This is a genomic window from Sphingobacterium sp. R2, assembly GCF_040760075.1.
GTDB lineage: Bacteria > Bacteroidota > Bacteroidia > Sphingobacteriales > Sphingobacteriaceae > Sphingobacterium.
The window spans coordinates 1,293,453-1,311,905 of record NZ_CP142884.1 but is presented as its reverse complement, the minus strand read 5'-3'; the positions used below and the strand labels follow the sequence as shown (position 1 = coordinate 1,311,905).

The following is an 18,453-nucleotide window of genomic DNA, read 5'->3' as shown; positions in this document are numbered from 1 at the left end:
TCTTAAAATCAGTATTCCAAAAATAATTTTAATATTTTTTTAAATAAGATCAAAACCGATATCTCTTCGGAAGTATTTTCCTTCAAAATAAATTCTTCCCGCATCTGCAGTAGCCTGTTGAAGGGCTTCAAACAAAGTATCCTGTAATGTGGTCACGGCAATGACACGTCCACCTGCTGTAACGATCTTGCCCTCTACTTCCTTCGTACCTGCTTGAAATACGATGGATTCTTTGACATTTTCAATATTGGTGATCTCTTTTCCAGATTCATAATCTCCGGGGTAACCTCCGGCAACCAACATCACTGTCACGGCTGTTTGAGGCGATACGGTATAAGAGCGTTGATCCAAATTGCCTTGAGCAACACCTTCCAATAAATCCAACAGATCCGATTCAATTCGTGGCAATACGGATTCAGTTTCCGGATCCCCCATACGAACATTATACTCGATGACATAAGGTTCCCCTTCCACATTCATCAAACCGATAAAAATAAATCCTTTATACGGAATACCATCCTTTTTAAGTCCCTCTACTGTTGGTCTGATAATGCGCTCTTCAACTTTATTCAAAAAAGTCTCATCCGCGAAAGGAACAGGAGATATCGACCCCATGCCTCCAGTGTTTAGACCTGTATCGCCTTCCCCAATACGTTTATAATCTTTTGCAGAAGGAAGCACTTTATACGAATTGCCATCTGTCAAAACAAAAACTGACAATTCAATTCCTTTTAAAAATTCTTCAACAACCACAACCCGGCTCGCTTCCCCAAATTTAGAATCTGCAATCATCGCCTTTAACTCAGCTTGAGCATCCTCTAGGGTCTCGCAAATCAGTACCCCTTTACCCGCAGCCAGACCATCCGCCTTCAGCACAATAGGTAATTTTTGCGTTTCAAGATACGCCAGCCCTTCGTCCAAGGATGTCGCATCAAAGGACCTCGAAGCTGCTGTAGGTACACCATGGCGATCCATAAACTGCTTTGAAAAATCTTTTGAGCCTTCCAGCTGAGCACCCTCCTGTTGCGGTCCTATAACGGGGATATGCTTTAAGTCTTCCCGGTTTAAGAAGTAATCATGAATACCTTTAACCAAGGGCTCCTCCGGACCTACCAGCACCATGTGCACATTATTTTCCAGAACGAAGGTAGCAAGAGCTGCAAAGTCAGTAACCTTAATATTTACATTCTGACCATACGCCCCCGTTCCTGCATTGCCTGGAGCAATAAACAATTGATCTAAACGTGGACTTTTCGACAATTTATAGGCAAAGGCCGATTCACGACCTCCTGAACCGATTATTAGGATATTCATAACACAAAGATATTTTTTTTATGCTAATTTAAGGTATCAGTTGATTTTAAATGAGACTAATATTTAATTATAAATTGATTAAAGGAAAAATATTTTCTAATTTTCATGAAACATTAGTCATATGTATCCTAAATTACTGCTTTTAATAAATTTCCTGTTATTCGCTTTATTGGCACCGGCTCAGATCGATCAAACGCTACAAAAGCTAGAAACCTACCACGAACAACACGTGAAGGAAAAAATCTATCTCCATGTCGATAAAAATGACTATTCGGCAGGCGAAACGATCTGGTTCAAATTATACTGCACCACAGCTCCTTTTAACTATTTGAGCAATATCAGTAAAATAGCCAATATAGAATTGATCTCACCCACAAATAAAATTATTAAAAGCATCAAAATTCCGGTCACAATCGGCCTCGGCATAGGAGACCTCAACTTGCCGGATACACTGGAAGAAGGATCCTATCGAATTAGATCATTCACCAGATGGATGCAAAATGACTCGACAGCTAATTTCTATGAGCGTGTCATTCCTGTCACAAATGGCCGATCGGATAATGTAATGACGAAAAGTAGCCTCATTAAAAACGGAACTGAAAACATCTTCCAGATCAATCTCAAAACCATCCAAGGAGCGCCCCTAATCAACAACAACATTAGTTATACCCTACAACAGAATAATAACAAAGAAAAATCTGGGCGATTAAAATCAAATGAAAATGGCACTATAGCACTTGAATTGAAAGATGACTTTAAGGGAGGAACGCTATCATTACAATTCCTTTCTCTAGACAAAAGACGTGTCTTAAAAAATTTTATCATCCCTGACCCAAACAGCCAAAATAGCCTGCAGATTTTCCCAGAGAGCGGTGAATTCGTCAATAACATCCTATGCAAAACAGGCTTCAAAACTCTCACACCTACAGGCTTAGGGAAAAAGGCAAAAATAACCGTAAAGGAGGAAAACCAAACGACCATTGCCGAATTTGAAACCAATTCATTGGGAATGGGAAGTATCCCCCTACTGCTGCAGACAGGAAAAAAATACATAGCCACGGCATTTTTTGAAGACGGCTCTTCAACGAGCACTTCTTTGCCCGCTGTATTAAACTCGGGATATGTGCTAACTGTAAATTCAACACTAAAGGATAAGATTGCTGCCCAATTTTCCACGACGGATGATTTAGTCAATGGCGAAGAAATTTATTTAGTTGCCCAATATAATGGTCTTGTCTTCCATGCTGCCAAACAAAAATTAAATGCACCAGAGGTGTTATTTAATATTCCGAAGAAAAACCTTCCCTCCGGTGTATTACAGCTAACCATTTTGAGCGCGCAAATGGCGCCCCTTGCAGAAAGGCTTGTATTTAACTACAATACCGAATCAACTTTACTGCCCGTTTCAATAGCTCTCAATAAATCTAGCTTCACGACCCGAGATAAGGTAACCGCAAACCTCAACGTCCACTACGACGATCGTGACACATCAAAAGTTGCCGCACTCTCGGCTTCGGTTGTCAACCTGAATAAGGTGGATTCTACAACAGACCGCTATTATTCGTCTATTGTCTCTGAACTCTTGCTGAAAGCTGATCTTCGCGGCTTTATTGAACGCCCCAATTATTACTTCGAGGATTTAACAAATATCAAGATTAACGATTTGGACAACCTCATGTTGATCCAAGGCTGGCGCAAATTGGATTGGAAAGGCTATGAAAATACCGCGCCCACATCGTTTCTTCCAGAAAAAGGACTTACGGTATCGGGAACCGTCAAGAAAACGGCGCGTAAGGCTGTTGTACCAAACGCTAAAGTAACCATTATACCCACAAGCAACATGTTGCTAAGTTTAGATACACTGACCGATGGAAATGGACGGTTTGCTTTTGACGAGCTGTTCTTTGCCGATAGTGTCAAATTTATTGTAACAGGCGATGGTCCCAAGGAGAAAAAAAGAGTGGATATTATCATCGACGAACCGCTTAACCCTTCACCAAATAAAAGTAAAGATCAACCACTGTTGATTAATGACATCAATACCAATCTGCTTACACAACTAAAAAATAGTCAACAATTTCTTGGCGAATTGGAAGCAGCGGGCATTATCCAGAAGAGCATTCGATTGGAAGAGGTTCAGGTTAATAGGGTAAGAACAACTAAAGCTGACAAGAACTCCCGAAACCTGAATGGTCCGGGAAACGCCGATCAAGTCATATCTGCTGAAGATCTTTCCGCATGTACAACACTGGAACAATGCCTTTCTGGACGATTAGTTGGGGTTATGTTTCGAAATGGTGTTCCGTATAGCACGAGGTCTATGGGATTGAACGGCGGTAACCCTATGCAAATTGTCCTTGATGGCATGTATATTGAAGCTGATCAAATTAATATGATTAATGTAGCAGATATTGCAAGTATAGAAGTGCTTCGTAGTATCGGCAATACGGCCATATATGGCATGTATGGCGCAAATGGCGTGATTGTGATAACAAGTAAATCGGGTGATGCGCTTTCTTCATCGTATACCCCTACAGGAATCGTTACGATTGTACCTAAGGGATTACATGTAAACCGAACTTTCTTCAAGCCTCAATACGATGTGACAAACAAAAATGAACTGCGTCGTGATCTAAGAACGACAATCGCCTGGGAACCCAATCTGATTACTTCAAAGGACGGAAAAACACAGTTTGAATTTTTCACATCGGATGAACCGGGGAAATATAAAATAATTGTAGAAGGAATAAGCATGGATGGAAAAATTGCGCACTTCGAATATTTGATAGAGGTAAATCCACAATAGCAGCGCAAACAAATCGTTATCATTAAAACAAGAATATGCAACATATTAAAACTACAATAGACGATCATATTTTAAGTATTTTCCTCGACAGAGGAAAGTCTAACGCCATCGACACGCAACTATTGAAGGAACTGATCGATACCCTGGAAGCATCCCAACACAATGAAGCTATCTATGGCACCATATTGATTGGAAAGGAAAACTTCTTCAGTGCAGGCCTCGATCTAATCACTTTATTCCAATATGATGAAGAACAAATTAGGGAGTTTTGGAATTTATTTCTAGAAGCGACATCGCTTTTAGCTGCCTTTCCAAAACCAATCGTTGCTGCAATATCAGGCCACAGCCCTGCTGGAGGTTGCGTACTCGCCCTTTGCTGCGATTACCGGATTATGGCCGAGGGTAATTTTGTAATTGGCCTCAATGAAATTCCTGTCGGGCTCATTGTCCCCGAAAGTATATTTGAGCTATATGCTTTTTGGATCGGAAAAAGGGATGCGTATCAGAATTTGCTCGAAGGGAAATTGCTTTCTCCCGTAGAAGCCAAAAATCAGGGACTTGTAGACGATATTGTTCCGTCAAATATACTCTTCAATACAGCAACAAAAAAAATAAAACAGATCACACAGTTCAACCAAAAAACCTGGACGACATCAAAACTGAACTTCCGAAAGGAAATAATCCTTAAATTGCGCGAGAATAGAGAAGAGACAATCCAGCGTATTCTCGAACAGTGGTGGCTTCCGTCAACACGCTCTATTTTAAAGTCAATCATCGAAAACTTGACTTCAAAGAAGTAATTTAAAACAAAATCATCATGAGAAATGTCTTTTTCTTTATTCTTATTTGTCTAACAGCAGCGACTATCTCCTGTAGAAATAACAAAAAAGAAGATAAAGCTGTAAAAATCATTCAGGATTCAGTTCCTGTGGATACGATACAAAAACGCGATACTCTTGAAAAAGAAGTAAAGAAACAGAACTCAGAAACATTGGAAGAAGTGCTCGAAAAACTTGCAAAGGCTTATTCAGAACAAGACAGCAAAACAATAAATTCGTATGTACATCCCAAACTGGGGATTTACATTATCTATCGCCCAGGCGCACTAGACTCTTATGTCCATCAAAACAGTTTCAATTTTTCTAAACCCGTACCGGAATACCACGCGTATGAAAAGTTAATATACAAGGGACCATTGAAGTCAGGAAAACTACCTATTTTTGATTGTGGCACGATGAAATGGGACAAACTCGGATTCTATTATGATAGAAAAACTCGACCGAATGAATTGTCGCAAACGGCAAAATTCATGAATGAAATTCTTGATGCCAAAATAAATAATACTGAAATGCAGCGCCTAAGAAATTTAGAATCCAGAAGTTATAGAGCCATCATGACCTCTGATGAGCACGAAGAACCATTTGTTTTTCATGTAACAAAAGAAGGCGAAAAATGGTTTATTACAGTGATAGACCGCGCCTATGCCGGATGCGATGCATAATACTTTGTACATTTTAGCCAAACTTAACGATAATGAAAAATTTAGATAAAGACATACAAAAGAAAATCGAAGATTGGTTAACCCCCAGTTTTGATGAAAGAACTCGACAGGAAGTTCAGGATTTAATCGACAGTAATGAGGAGACAGAACTTACTGATTCTTTTTACAAAGATCTGGAGTTTGGAACCGGAGGCTTGAGAGGCATTATGGGCGTAGGCTCCAATCGGATGAATAAGTACACGATTGGTAAAGCAACGCAGGGCCTGTCTAACTACCTCAAAAAACAGTTCCCAGACCAGGAGATCAAGGTAGCGGTATCTTATGACAGCCGCAATAATTCGCAGGCTTTTGGGCAGCTCGTTGCCAACGTATTTGCAGCCAACGGCATCAAAGTGCATCTGTTCACGTCTTTACGACCAACCCCCATGCTGTCCTTTGCCATCCGTCATTTTGGCTGTCAGAGCGGTGTGATGCTAACGGCTTCGCACAATCCAAAGGAATACAATGGTTATAAGGCCTACTGGAACGACGGCTGCCAGCTGACTGCCCCGCACGACAAAAATGTAATCGAGGAAGTAAATGCAATCCGTTCAGTCGATGACATCAAATTTGACGGAAATACGCAAAATATCATTCCCGTCGGGGAAGAAATCGACCAGATCTATATCGATGCCAATAAAAAATTAAGCATTCATCCTGAAGCCGTATTAGCGCAAAAAGACTTAAAAATTGTTTTCTCTCCGATACACGGCACGGGCATTACCATAGTCCCAAAAATGCTAGCAGCCTGGGGCTTTGAAAATGTGTCCGTTGTTTCTGAACAGGCTACGCCCGATGGCAACTTTCCAACCGTAATCTATCCGAATCCCGAAGAGGAAGATGCCATGGCCTTGGCGAAGAAAAAAGGGGAAGAAATTGATGCCGATCTTGTGTTGGCAACAGACCCGGATGCTGACCGTGTGGGAATTGCCGTAAAAAATAACAAGGGACAGTTTCAGCTGCTCAACGGTAATCAGATCGGTAGTTTATTGATCTACTACGTCCTTAGCGCTAAAAGTGATCTTAAGCAGCTGGGATCAAATCCATATATTGTTAAAACGATTGTGACAACAAATCTGGAGGCAGACATTGCAGAACATTTTGGCGTGCCCTGTTATGAAACGCTCACTGGTTTTAAATATATTGGCGAACTGATGACCAAATTAGGCGATTCAGCAAACTATCTGGCGGGCGGGGAAGAAAGCTATGGTTACCTTGTCGGTGATCTTGTACGCGACAAGGATGCTCCCAACGCCTGTGCTTTTTTGGCCGAGATGACCGCCTATTTCAAATCAAAAGGCAAAACAGTCTATGAGGTGCTCATGGATATCTATAAGGAATTTGGCTGCTACCAGGAAAAACTGATTTCTTTAACAAAAAAAGGAAAAGCTGGAGCTGAAGAAATTCAGGCGATGATGTCGGGATTACGCGCTAATTTACCAACTAGCCTCGGAGGTGTTCAGGTTAAGGAAATCCGTGATTATCAACTGTCCCAAACCACCGATATGCGTACGGGCGAGGAAACTGCGATCGCATTGCCTAAATCGGATGTACTGCAGTTCATAACAGTAGACGGTGACGTGATTTCGGCGCGCCCATCGGGTACTGAGCCTAAAATCAAATTCTACTGTTCAGTGAAAGAAAACTTAAAGGATACCGCAGACTATGCCGATGTACAAAAAGCTTTAGAAGAGAAGGTAGACCGTATGATGAAAGATATTGTAAACTAATGGAAAAGTGGAAACTATTATCTTCTGAATATATCTATAGAGAACCTTGGGCAACTTTGCGAAGAGATGCATGCGAGCTCCCTGACGGAAGAATAAACGACCATTATTATGTGCTGGAATATCCAGATTGGGTAAACATGGTTGGAATTACCGAGGAGAATGAGCTCCTGGTCATTAAACAATACCGCCACGGAGCAGGCATTATTTCAGTGGAGATTCCAGCAGGAACGACAGAACCCGGAGAAGACCCCAAGAATGCAGCTGTGCGCGAGATGCTCGAAGAAACAGGCTATGCATTTGACAAGATGGAAGAGATCGCCACGCTTTATGCCAACCCCGCCACTAGTGGTAATATTACCTATACCTACCTAATGACAGGAGGTAAAAAAGTTCAGGAACAGGCATTGGATGAGCACGAAGAAATCGACGTCTATCTTATCCCACTCGAAGAGGCAAAAGAAATGCTATTGAACAACAAATTCAGTCAGGCATTACACACTAGCGCTTTATTCTACGCTTTCAATAAATTAGGCTTGTTATAAAACAAGCCTAATTTTATTCTGTTTTTTTCCTTCATACTTTAATTTTCACTAGCCTTTTGATTTTTGTACCTTTGCATCATGGCAAGAGAAATTTTTGAAACTAAGCGAAAGGCACTGAAAATAAATCTGAACCCAGAGATTTATGGAACTTTCGCAGAGATCGGTGCTGGACAGGAAGTCGCACGCAACTTTTTCAACGCAGGCGCCGCTTCAGGCACAATTGCTAAGACCATGTCCGCTTACGATATGGCATTTAGTGATGCAATTTATGGCGAAGAGGCCGATGGAAGATATGTCAGCAGAACACGTGTAAAAAAGATGCTCTCTCACGAGTTTAATCTCCTTACGCAAAGACTTCACGGCGATAAATATTGTAACAAAAAATTCTTTGCCTTTGCAGATACCGTAACGACACTCAATTTTACCAAGACCAATGAACCTCACGGTTGGATAGGGCTTCGATTCCAACACGAAGTTGGCGGTCCTACCAATGATATCATTGTCCATGTCAGACTCCTAGACAGCGACAACCAATTGCAACAAAAGGTATTGGGCATCATTGGTGTCAATTTACTATTTGCTGCTTATTACTACGCGGAGAATGTGCAGACGATGATTGAATCATTAGTTGACAACCTTTCTGTTGGGTCTGTAGAAATTGACTTGGTTAAACTCAATGGGCCACTCTTTGAAAATGTCAACCAACGGCTCATTAACTTATATCTAATTGCAAAAGGATTTGCCAAAGCTGCAATTTTTCAACCTGATGGCAAAGCTGTACAAATCAAAGATTACCTGTACAAAAAGAACATTATTATACTCCGTACCAAATACCGTCAAAAATCTCTTCCAAACTTTGATCTTTTCAATCTTGCCGTTGAACAGTTCAAAAAAAACACGGGAGCCACAGATGCAGATACTATTGTATTAATTGAGGTCCTCATGGGAAATGTCTTGGAAGATACGCATGAAATTACAGATCAGGATTTGCAAGAATTTGCTTCTAGAGCGGATGAATTATGTGCTACCGGAAACAATATCATTGTCAGCAACTTTAGAAGAAACAATCACTTGGCGGAGTTTATAAGTAACTTTAAGCCCAAACACATCGGTATTGCCACAAACGTCTACAATTTGAAGAATATTTTCAATTCCGATAATTATAATAAGGAACTATACACCAATGAGCTTCTCTCCTATATTTCGGGAATGTTCAATAAAAATGTGAAACTATACGCCTATCCTTACCTCCTTAAAAAAGAAAATAAGATTATTACCACGCATAATATGCCAGTTTCCGAAGAAGCCAAACCGCTCTTTGAATTTTTGATCAAAAATGGCTATATTATTGATATTGAAAATTACGACGAGAAATTTGTAAAAACCGTATAAGCGCACACTATCTTTTAACTATTCATAATATAGCCCAATTTACTCAATTGGGCTATATTATTTTTGCCCTACAATGAAGGCAGTAGACGTATTTACCGCTGCCCCCGATGAGCAAAACGCTTGAGTACATCAACGTCATTCGGGCCGGTTGGATAAAGTAGCCTACTATCCAGTCTAAAAATTAAAAAATAGCGTATTAGCTGCCTACAAAAATTTCTTATAGATCGAATAAAGTATTTTAAGATCCTGATCACTCATGAAAGCGGTATGAACATCCTGCTGGATGTAGTGAATCTTAAACGCCTTGATTGCCGCATCGACATTGCTCACGTCGTATCCGATGATACGTAATGCCATTTTTGGATTAAAGTCTGCCGGAGGCGTCTCTAAATAGTCTTCATACCAAAAACCGAAGCCTTGATCGGCCAACTTTTTCCATGGAAAACGCGATGGATCGTTTTTCCGAGTTGGAGCCAGATCCATATGTCCTATAAAATTGGCCTGCGGAATCCTGTAGGTCGTCTTTAAATAAGTCAATAACTGCATCAAGGCATTTATCTGTGCATCAGTCCAAGGATCGGTGGTCCCATTATTGTCCAGCTCAATGCCGATAGAAGAAGAATTAAGATCCGTATCGTTGCCCCATTTTCCTAATCCAGCATGATGCGCACGAAAGAGATCATTGACCATCTGCACGACTTTTCCATCTCTACCGACCACATAATGGGAGCTTACACCTGCTTTCGCGGAATGAAATGTGCGAACGGTCTGTCCTAAAGAGTCCTGAGCTGTATGATGAATAACGACAAAATTGGGTTTACGGATACCAAAATTAATCGATGCAATCCATTGTTGATCGTTGACATTCACCTTCTCCAATTGACCGGTGACAGGGGATTGTTTGTATAGTTTTGAAAACTCTTTTGCCTGCTTCTTATATACCTTTTCAGTCTTCGCGTATTTCCCTCCGGCACAAGAGGCTAAGAAGACTGTGGTGACACAAAAATTGATGGATAATTTTAGTATGTTCATAGTGAAATGTTTCAGCACAAACTAATACAAATTTGCCAAGAAAACCAAATTTATTCCTCGTATCCTGTCGCGCTGCAGACGCAAAACTTCTCTTTCTCCTGCGGAACAAAAATGGTTGCTTATCGCAAAAGTTAAAGCTGTTATTTGAGCGCACATATCAAATTACATACAAAAAGGGCAGTCCAAATGGACTGCCCTTTTCCATATAGTATCCGAAATTATGCTTCGGCGTATTCTTCAATAGATGGACACGAACAGATCAATGTACGGTCACCTTGAGAATCATTTACACGTCCTACAGAAGGCCAGAATTTACGATCTCTAACATATTCCAACGGATATGCAGCTGTTTGACGACTGTAAGGTCTATCCCACTCATCTGCCGTTACAACCGAAGCAGTATGTGGTGCATGTTTCAGTACATTGTTAGCTTGGTCCACGTCTCCTGCTTCAACCGCAGCGATCTCTTCACGAATAGCAACTAATGCATCACAGAAACGATCCAATTCAGCCTTAGACTCCGATTCAGTAGGCTCAACCATCAATGTTCCTGCAACAGGGAAAGAAACTGTCGGTGCGTGGAAACCATAATCCATTAAACGTTTTGCAATATCTGCAACCTCGATACCAAAGTTTTTGAATCCACGGCAATCTAAGATCATTTCGTGTGCACAACGTCCGTTAGTACCTGAATAAAGTACCGGATATGCATTTTCTAAACGTGCTTTAATATAGTTTGCATTTAATATTGCTGTTCTTGTCGCATTTGTCAAACCTTCACCACCCATCATTGAAATATAAGCATGGGAAATAAGCAAGATCGATGCTGAACCAAATGGAGCTGCAGAAACAGCAGAGATACCCTCTTCACCAGAAGTCGAAACCACTTCGTGGTTAGGTAAGAAAGGAACTAAGTGTTTCGCAACACCGATCGGTCCCATACCTGGACCTCCACCACCGTGAGGAATACAGAATGTTTTATGGAGGTTCAAGTGACACACATCGGCACCAATATGCCCTGGGCTTGTCAATCCAACCTGTGCATTCATGTTCGCACCGTCCATATAAACCTGACCGCCGTTTGCATGAACAATTTCACAGACTTCAATGATCGACTCTTCAAATACACCGTGTGTAGAAGGATAAGTCACCATCAGTGAGTTCAAGTTTGCAGCATGTTCAGTCGCTTTTGCTCTTAAATCTGGAATATCGATATTTCCTAATTCATCACATTTCACAACGACCACTTTTAAGCCTGCCATAGAAGCAGAAGCAGGGTTGGTTCCGTGTGCTGAAGCAGGGATCAAACAGATATTACGTCCATGATCACCACGGCTCTCATGGTAAGCGCGGATAACCATCAGACCAGCGTACTCGCCTTGTGCTCCTGAATTTGGTTGGAAACTCATCTTCGCAAAACCAGTAATTTCAGACAACCAATCGTTCAATTCACCGATCATTTGCATATATCCAGAAGTTTGATCTGCAGGAGCAAATGGATGTAAACCGCCAAATCTCGCCCAAGTAACTGGCACCATTTCAGCTGTAGCATTCAATTTCATCGTACATGAACCCAATGGAATCATCGAGTGACAAAGCGATAAATCTTTTGCTTCCAACGATTTGATATAGCGCAACATCTCATGTTCAGAATGATAGCTATTAAAGTTTGGATGGGTTAAGTAAGCAGAAGTACGTACTAAATCGGCAGGAATTGAAGAACCTAAATTCTCTTCTAATGCATCGAAATCGACGTCATTCAATGTTTTACCTTGAATTTTAGCAAATACTTTGACGATCGTCTTAATATCTTCGTATGTGGTTGTTTCGTCGATAGCAATTGAAACTTCCGAACCATTATAATAGAAGTTTAACTCGTTATTTAATGCCTCAGATTTCAAAGCACCAGCATGTGCACCTAAGTCTACACGTAGTGTATCAAAATAAGCCGCATTCAATTGCGTATAACCCAACGACTGTAATGCTTGATCCAACATATTGGCCAAAGCATTGATACGTGATGCTATATTTTTGATTCCTTCTGGGCCGTGGTAAACGGCATAGAAAGAAGCCATGATCGCCAAAAGCGCTTGTGCAGTACAAATATTTGACGATGCTTTATCGCGACGAATATGTTGTTCGCGCGTCTGTAAAGCCATTCGCAATGCATACTTTCCATTTGAATCGGAAGTAACACCAATAATACGACCAGGGATATTACGTTTGAAGCTGTCGCGTGTTGCAAAATATGCTGCATGAGGACCACCAAAGCCCATCGGTACGCCAAAACGTTGTGAATTACCAACAACAACATCTGCACCCCATTCTCCCGGAGGGGTTAACAATGCTAAGCTCATCAAATCTGCCGCAGCACATACGGTAATATTCTTACTGTGCGCTGTAGCTGCAAATGATTTATAATCAACAATTGAACCATCCGCTGCAGGATATTGAACAAATGCAGCAAATACATCATCTGTTAATTCTGATTCAGCAATAGCCGCAATTTTAAGTTCAATACCAAAAGACAAGGCACGGGTCTTTAATACATCAACCGTCTGCGCATAGGCATTGTCCGACACCAAGAATACGTTAGCATCTTTATTTTTCCGAGCTGAATAAAGCATAAACATGGCTTCAGCTGCAGCCGTAGCTTCATCCAACAAAGAAGCATTGGCTATTTCTAAACCAGTAAAGTCACAAATTACAGTCTGGAAGTTCAATAAAGCTTGTAACCTACCTTGTGCAATCTCCGCCTGATAAGGAGTATACTGCGTATACCATCCTGGGTTTTCAAATACATTTCGTTGAATTACGCCCGGAAGGATTACATCGTAGTAACCTTGACCAATAAAAGATTTAAAAACTTTATTTTTCTCAGCGATTTCCGCAATACGCTTTAAATAGGCGACCTCAGACAATGCTTTAGGAAGATTTAAAGGTTTTGGAGCACGAATTTGAGAAGGGACCGTTTGGTCAATAAGTTGGTCAATAGACGAAACGCCTAATTTGGCCAACATTTCATTCGCTTCAACTGGACTTGGGCCATTGTGGCGATTTTCGAATTTTTCTTGGAAGTGTATATTGCTCATGTGTGCAAAAAGTTAACGCTTATAGATAGTTAGCGACATTATAATTAGGCAATTAACTCTCTTATAAACAGTCGTTTTTTGGATGAGCAAAGATAGCAAAATAAATGACTGAAAACGAAGCGAAAAAGTGGTTAAAAAGTCAGTTTTACTGGACTATTAAAATGCAATCGATTGTCTTGATTACGTTATTTTTGGAATAAACACAAACATACCGATTGATCATTATAAATATAACAAATAACCGCCCGATCACTTGCTACAATTTTAAAAAAAATGCGATTATATGGGGAGACGCTCATGAGTTTTTTCCTTTACATTACCATTCTTTTTTGCAATGCCAATGAATTTTCAATAAATTAGTATAAGTACCAATTGTAAAGTGACTTCGAAATAACGATAGGTAATTTTCGCCAAGAAATCCTGATATCTACGACGTATTCCGTTATCAAGAAATCTTAACGAGGAAAACATTATCCAACGTGGGAAGCCCCTCTTTTGACAAATTATAAATGCTCAAAGAAAAAATGAATATCATTTCTATTTAACAATATAACAGCGAAATAACGATATAAATCATGAGAAAGCAGGTAACAGACAGCGTCCTTTTAGTAAGGCCGGCTGTCTTCCGTAAAAATGAACAGACTGCGGTCAACAACTTCTTCCAAAAGGATATCGAAAATCTCAGTATAGAAGAAGTCAACAAAGAAGCGCAAGGAGAGTTTGATGCACTAGTACATGAATTGAAGTCACATGGAATTTTAGTGACTGTCATTCAGGACGACGAAAAATCAGAAAGTCCCGACAGTATCTTCCCCAACAATATTGTATCCTTTCATCAGGACGGAAAAATAATCTTCTATCCCATGTTCGCTCCAAATCGCCGAAAAGAACATTTATTGGATTTCGAAGGTCCATTGAAACAGAACGGCTATTACGTAAAACTGACCAAAGATTTGAGTGATGCCGAAAACAATAAACAATATTTGGAAGGGACCGGCGCACTTGTCCTCGACCGAGCCAACCGTGTAGCCTATTGCGCTTTGTCGGAAAGGGCAGACCGGGATATGCTCGATGAATATTGCAGGACCGAAAACTATACACCGGTTGTATTCCATGCTTTTCAAACGGTCAATGGACAACGGAAACCCATTTATCATACCAATGTCGTGCTCGCCGTAGGTGAAGATTTTGCCATCTTATGTCCACAGGCAATTGACGATCCGTCTGAGCTAGACACCCTCTTGAAGAGTTTAAAGGAGACAGGCAAGGAGATTATAGAGATCAATGAAAGCCAGCTTGAATCTTTTGCGGCAAACTGCCTCCAAGTGAGAAATAAATATGGGAATCGTTTTATTGTCCTGAGCAATCAGGCATTATCTTCACTGACTTTGTACCAAACCGCGCAGTTAGAAAAGCATGGTAAAATTATTCACCAGGATCTCCATGTTATTGAAACATGTGGTGGGGGAAGTGTACGCCACATGATGGCCGAAGTTTTTCTTCCAAAAGAAAAAGTCCTGAACTAGCCCTCAAGCATATGGATGCAGATAGGCTGCTTTTTTTTTAAACAAGCCTATTTTGCCTAATCAGCATGAGGTAATAGACAAATAGAATGCACCTAGGAGTGAGCAGTAGTTCCTAGGTGCGTTTTTTTTTCTAAAATATAGTGTTCTTATTTTTCATTCTTTTAAAACGAATACCGTAATCCCAGTTGGAATTGATACGGGTTACCCGAAGGTGATACGATACCAGAATTATTCACATTATAATTAAACTGTTGTTTTGTAACATCAAAAGGCAGCAATTTCTCTCCTGCGGCATCCTTTCCACCTAACGCATATAGATTTTGATTACCCAAAGACTCATTCACGCCCCAAGTCTTTTTGAATAAATTGGCAACGTTGAAAAGATCGCCCGATATTTCCAATGCGTGGTTTTTATATAAACTGAACTTTTTCGCAATTCTTAGGTCAATCAAACCGTAAAAACCATTTACACCACCATTACGTTCGGCTATTTTTCCTTCATATTTTTTGATAAAATCTTTCAGACTCTGACTCGCTTCTGGATTATTCAACAAATTATTCAGTCCTGTAATCAATTGTTTTGGCGTATTGGGACTGTTGGGAGTAAAGATAAAGGCCAGATCATTGTCGCCCGCCACAAAGTCTCCATTTATATTTCCACCGGCCAATAAACTATATCGAGTACCGCCAATACCGGAATACCTTACTCCTACGCTGACACCATAAAATGTTGGTAAAGTACCGTAGATCACAATCTTGTTGCGGAACTGATTGTTGGAATAACTCATCTTGCTCAAATCGCGCGGATCGTCTTTCACAGCCAACGACAAGGTTGCTGTATTCGCCACGTTTCCGTTGAAAGACGTATTATCTTTAGCATCATTCCAGGTATAGCTCACGGATATAGAGCCATCTTTGTAATATTGATAACTCGCATCCAATACAACGGCAAACTGATTCACTTTTCCTTCAGAGTTCAATTCCAGCACACGTCCGAATTTATTGGAAATTCGGCCTTTTTTCCAATCTGGGGCTCCATCAACAATCGATGCTGCGGGAACAAACACACCACGGTTATCTTCATTTGTCAATCTGAAAAACGGATCCCGAACCATGTTACGATCTACATACATGTAGTTGTTGCGCCCTAAATTCATATACCCCGAAAGACTCGCTTTCAACTTTTCAGTAAAGAAATGTGTATAGGATACATTGGCCTTGTATACTACTGGAATTTTCGCATCAGGTCCATAGGTATTGATTGTAGGCACCTGAAATTGTGCTAAGGTTGGTGTCGTTGACGGATCTTTTCTGTACCCCATAAAATCAGGTGTGGGCACATCACTGCCACGAACATCCACTGTCGCAAAATGCTTCCCATCAAACGTCAAATTGTTGATCGTCATATAATTGTTAATATCAGACGCAAAGACACCTGCTCCTACACGAAAAAAGTCCTTTCGCTCTTCATTCACATCCCACGTCATCTGGAAACGAGGTTGTACAACAAAGGATTTTAACTTGTGATCTGTACGCACACCTACTTCTTTCAGCAATTCCTCGTTTAATGGAGAGGTTGGATAATGTCCGTAATCCAATCTTAGGCCAGCAACTAGATCCAATCCATGCGCCAACTTCGTTTGTAATTGTCCATATACACCAGCATTGAATATTTTACCGGCCACAGCGGGGTCACTTACCAAAGGAACCTCACGATAGTAAGCATATGGCTTCATGTCGTCGAAGTTTTGCATGGCTGTCTTTCCGTCACTCGGTCTAAAGTGAAAGCGACCATTAACTTCACTTCCATAAACAGAATTTGCATGGGTATACATCAAATCGACACCAAAGGTGTAATTGATATTGTCGGTACTATAATAAATATTATCAACAAGCTGAAATACATTGTTTTTAAATGATTCCTGCGCAAAACGATGTCCCCCCAATTGCAGTGTGGTCTTTTTATCTTCTCCAGCTACTTTGGAGACTGCATCTTCCACAATTGCACGAGGAATATTTTGACTGGGTAAAAGATCTCCGGGACTACTTTTTTGATAGGTATAAAGATGCTGTACTTTCAATTCATTCGTTACCTTTGGGGAAATGGTTGTACGTAAAGTTGCTAACAGACTATTATCAATGTTTTTGTCATTCCCGTAAGACTCATACAAGGTTATTGGTTTATTATCTTGTAAGCCTAACTTATTGTTGTCACTTGTGAAGTTGTTTCGGACCGTCAATAGGTTGTTTTCATTAATCTGCCAGTCAATTCGTCCAAAAATCGCATCAGACCCTCGCTTCTTATCAAATGCGCCATATTGCCGCTCATTGCCCAATCCGTATTTTTTACGTCCAATAGAGACAAATTCATCCAAGGTGGAGTTTGTCACATTAAATCTTTTTTCGTCGGCTTCAGAATTGATATCGGCAATAATCAAGGGACGGGCATCGCGCTGATGATCCCAAGCTACAAAATAATGCAATTTGTCTTTAATGATCGGCCCGCCCAAGGTAAATCCATATTGATACGTTGAGAAATCATTATTTCGTTTATTCCCCCTAATATCGTATGGACTGGACAACCAATCGGCCCTTGAATAAAGCCATGCGCTTCCGTGCGTTTGATTTGTTCCCTGTTTGGTAACCGCACTCACGGTTCCGCCGCCCGCTCTTCCGTAAGTCACGTCATATTGATTGGTAACCACTTTAAATTCCCGGACTGCTTCTATCGAGATGGAGAAAGGTGCGCCGCTACGGCTGGTTGTCGAACCTGCAGAGGTCGGGTTTTTCGCATTCATACCATCAATGGTAAAATTGGTAGATGAACCCAGCTGGCCACCGATATTATCTCCCTTGCTTAAAGGAGACAGATCCATCAGCGAAGTAAAATTGCGACCGTTAACAGGTAATTTGGCTATATCTTTCGCAGTAACTGCGGTAGCAGCACCGAGGTTCTCGATTTTATTCTTTAAGGTACTTATTCCTGTTAATTCAACGGTTTCTAATACATTGGACGTATTTTGGATAGGAATGATCAGGCGCACAATATCGCCTTGATTTAAATTAAATCCCGAACGAACCTGTTCCCCATACCCTATGTAAGTGACTTTGATGGTATAGGGGCCGCCTAAAGGCAACTCTTTAAAGTTGAAATCGCCATTTGCATTGGTGGATGTCTTCGTTGTAAAGCCTGTTGATTCATTACGCACTTCAACCGAAGCGCCATGTACCCCTTTGTTGCGCTCGTCTGTAATCTTTCCGGAAAACCCTGCTTGCGTCGTTTGGGCATAAAGACCAGTTCCAAGTGCAACAACACAGGTTGTAAGTAGAAATTCTTTCATTTAGCTGTTGATTTTTATAATGAAAGCAAAACTAAATTGAAACTATTAACAGAAACTAAACGAAGTATTATGAAATTATAAACAAAACATTTTAAAGCTTGTATACCTGAAATGTAATTAGTTTCCCGAAAAATAACC

11 protein-coding genes are annotated in these 18,453 nt (G+C 40.6%); 7 read left to right on the top strand and 4 right to left on the bottom strand.

The features are described from left to right. Positions 1-39: 39 nt before the first annotated feature. Complete coding sequence (gene purD, locus VXM68_RS05515; protein ID WP_293880109.1) at positions 40-1,314, bottom strand: phosphoribosylamine--glycine ligase; 1,275 nt, start codon at positions 1,312-1,314, stop codon at positions 40-42. A 121-nt stretch (positions 1,315-1,435) separates the two neighbouring features. Here purD and VXM68_RS05510 point away from each other — a divergent pair, with 121 nt between their 5' ends. The 6 genes from VXM68_RS05510 (at position 1,436) to VXM68_RS05485 (ending at position 9,324) form a co-directional block, all read left to right on the top strand. After that, entirely contained in the window at positions 1,436-4,120 is a 2,685-nt protein-coding gene (locus VXM68_RS05510; protein WP_367210656.1) for a TonB-dependent receptor plug domain-containing protein, read from the top strand. 35 nt (positions 4,121-4,155) lie between these two features. Next, positions 4,156-4,920, top strand: coding sequence for an enoyl-CoA hydratase/isomerase family protein (locus tag VXM68_RS05505; protein ID WP_367210655.1), 765 nt, complete (start codon positions 4,156-4,158; stop codon positions 4,918-4,920). Between the two features lie 17 nt (positions 4,921-4,937). Continuing rightward, positions 4,938-5,621, top strand: coding sequence for a hypothetical protein (locus VXM68_RS05500; RefSeq protein ID WP_293955949.1), 684 nt, complete (start codon positions 4,938-4,940; stop codon positions 5,619-5,621). A 32-nt stretch (positions 5,622-5,653) separates the two neighbouring features. After that, on the top strand, positions 5,654-7,390 hold the full coding sequence (locus VXM68_RS05495) for a phospho-sugar mutase (RefSeq protein WP_294185591.1): 1,737 nt from the start codon (positions 5,654-5,656) through the stop codon (positions 7,388-7,390). Then, the gene (locus VXM68_RS05490) at positions 7,390-7,932 is read left to right on the top strand and encodes an NUDIX hydrolase (protein ID WP_293955947.1); all 543 of its coding nucleotides are present in this window, start codon (positions 7,390-7,392) and stop codon (positions 7,930-7,932) included. The genes VXM68_RS05495 and VXM68_RS05490 overlap by 1 nt, the downstream gene beginning before the upstream one ends. Before the next feature lie 78 nt (positions 7,933-8,010). Next, positions 8,011-9,324, top strand: a complete 1,314-nt coding sequence (locus VXM68_RS05485) for a nicotinamide mononucleotide adenylyltransferase (protein ID WP_294185593.1) — start codon at positions 8,011-8,013, stop codon at positions 9,322-9,324. Between the two features lie 204 nt (positions 9,325-9,528). Here the strand turns inward: VXM68_RS05485 and VXM68_RS05480 are convergent, their stop codons facing one another. Both VXM68_RS05480 and gcvP read right to left on the bottom strand, forming a co-directional pair. Beyond that, positions 9,529-10,356 (bottom strand): N-acetylmuramoyl-L-alanine amidase, encoded by an 828-nt coding sequence (locus tag VXM68_RS05480; RefSeq protein ID WP_293955944.1) that lies wholly within the window; start codon positions 10,354-10,356, stop codon positions 9,529-9,531. Positions 10,357-10,574: 218 nt separating this feature from the next. Continuing rightward, positions 10,575-13,448, bottom strand: a complete 2,874-nt coding sequence (gene gcvP, locus VXM68_RS05475) for an aminomethyl-transferring glycine dehydrogenase (protein WP_367210654.1) — start codon at positions 13,446-13,448, stop codon at positions 10,575-10,577. A 575-nt stretch (positions 13,449-14,023) separates the two neighbouring features. Between gcvP and ctlX the strand changes: the two genes are divergently transcribed. Then, entirely contained in the window at positions 14,024-14,974 is a 951-nt protein-coding gene (ctlX, locus tag VXM68_RS05470) for a citrulline utilization hydrolase CtlX (protein ID WP_293955940.1), read from the top strand. A 161-nt stretch (positions 14,975-15,135) separates the two neighbouring features. Here the strand turns inward: ctlX and VXM68_RS05465 are convergent, their stop codons facing one another. After that, positions 15,136-18,315, bottom strand: coding sequence for a carboxypeptidase regulatory-like domain-containing protein (locus VXM68_RS05465; protein ID WP_367210653.1), 3,180 nt, complete (start codon positions 18,313-18,315; stop codon positions 15,136-15,138). Positions 18,316-18,453 lie beyond the last annotated feature (138 nt).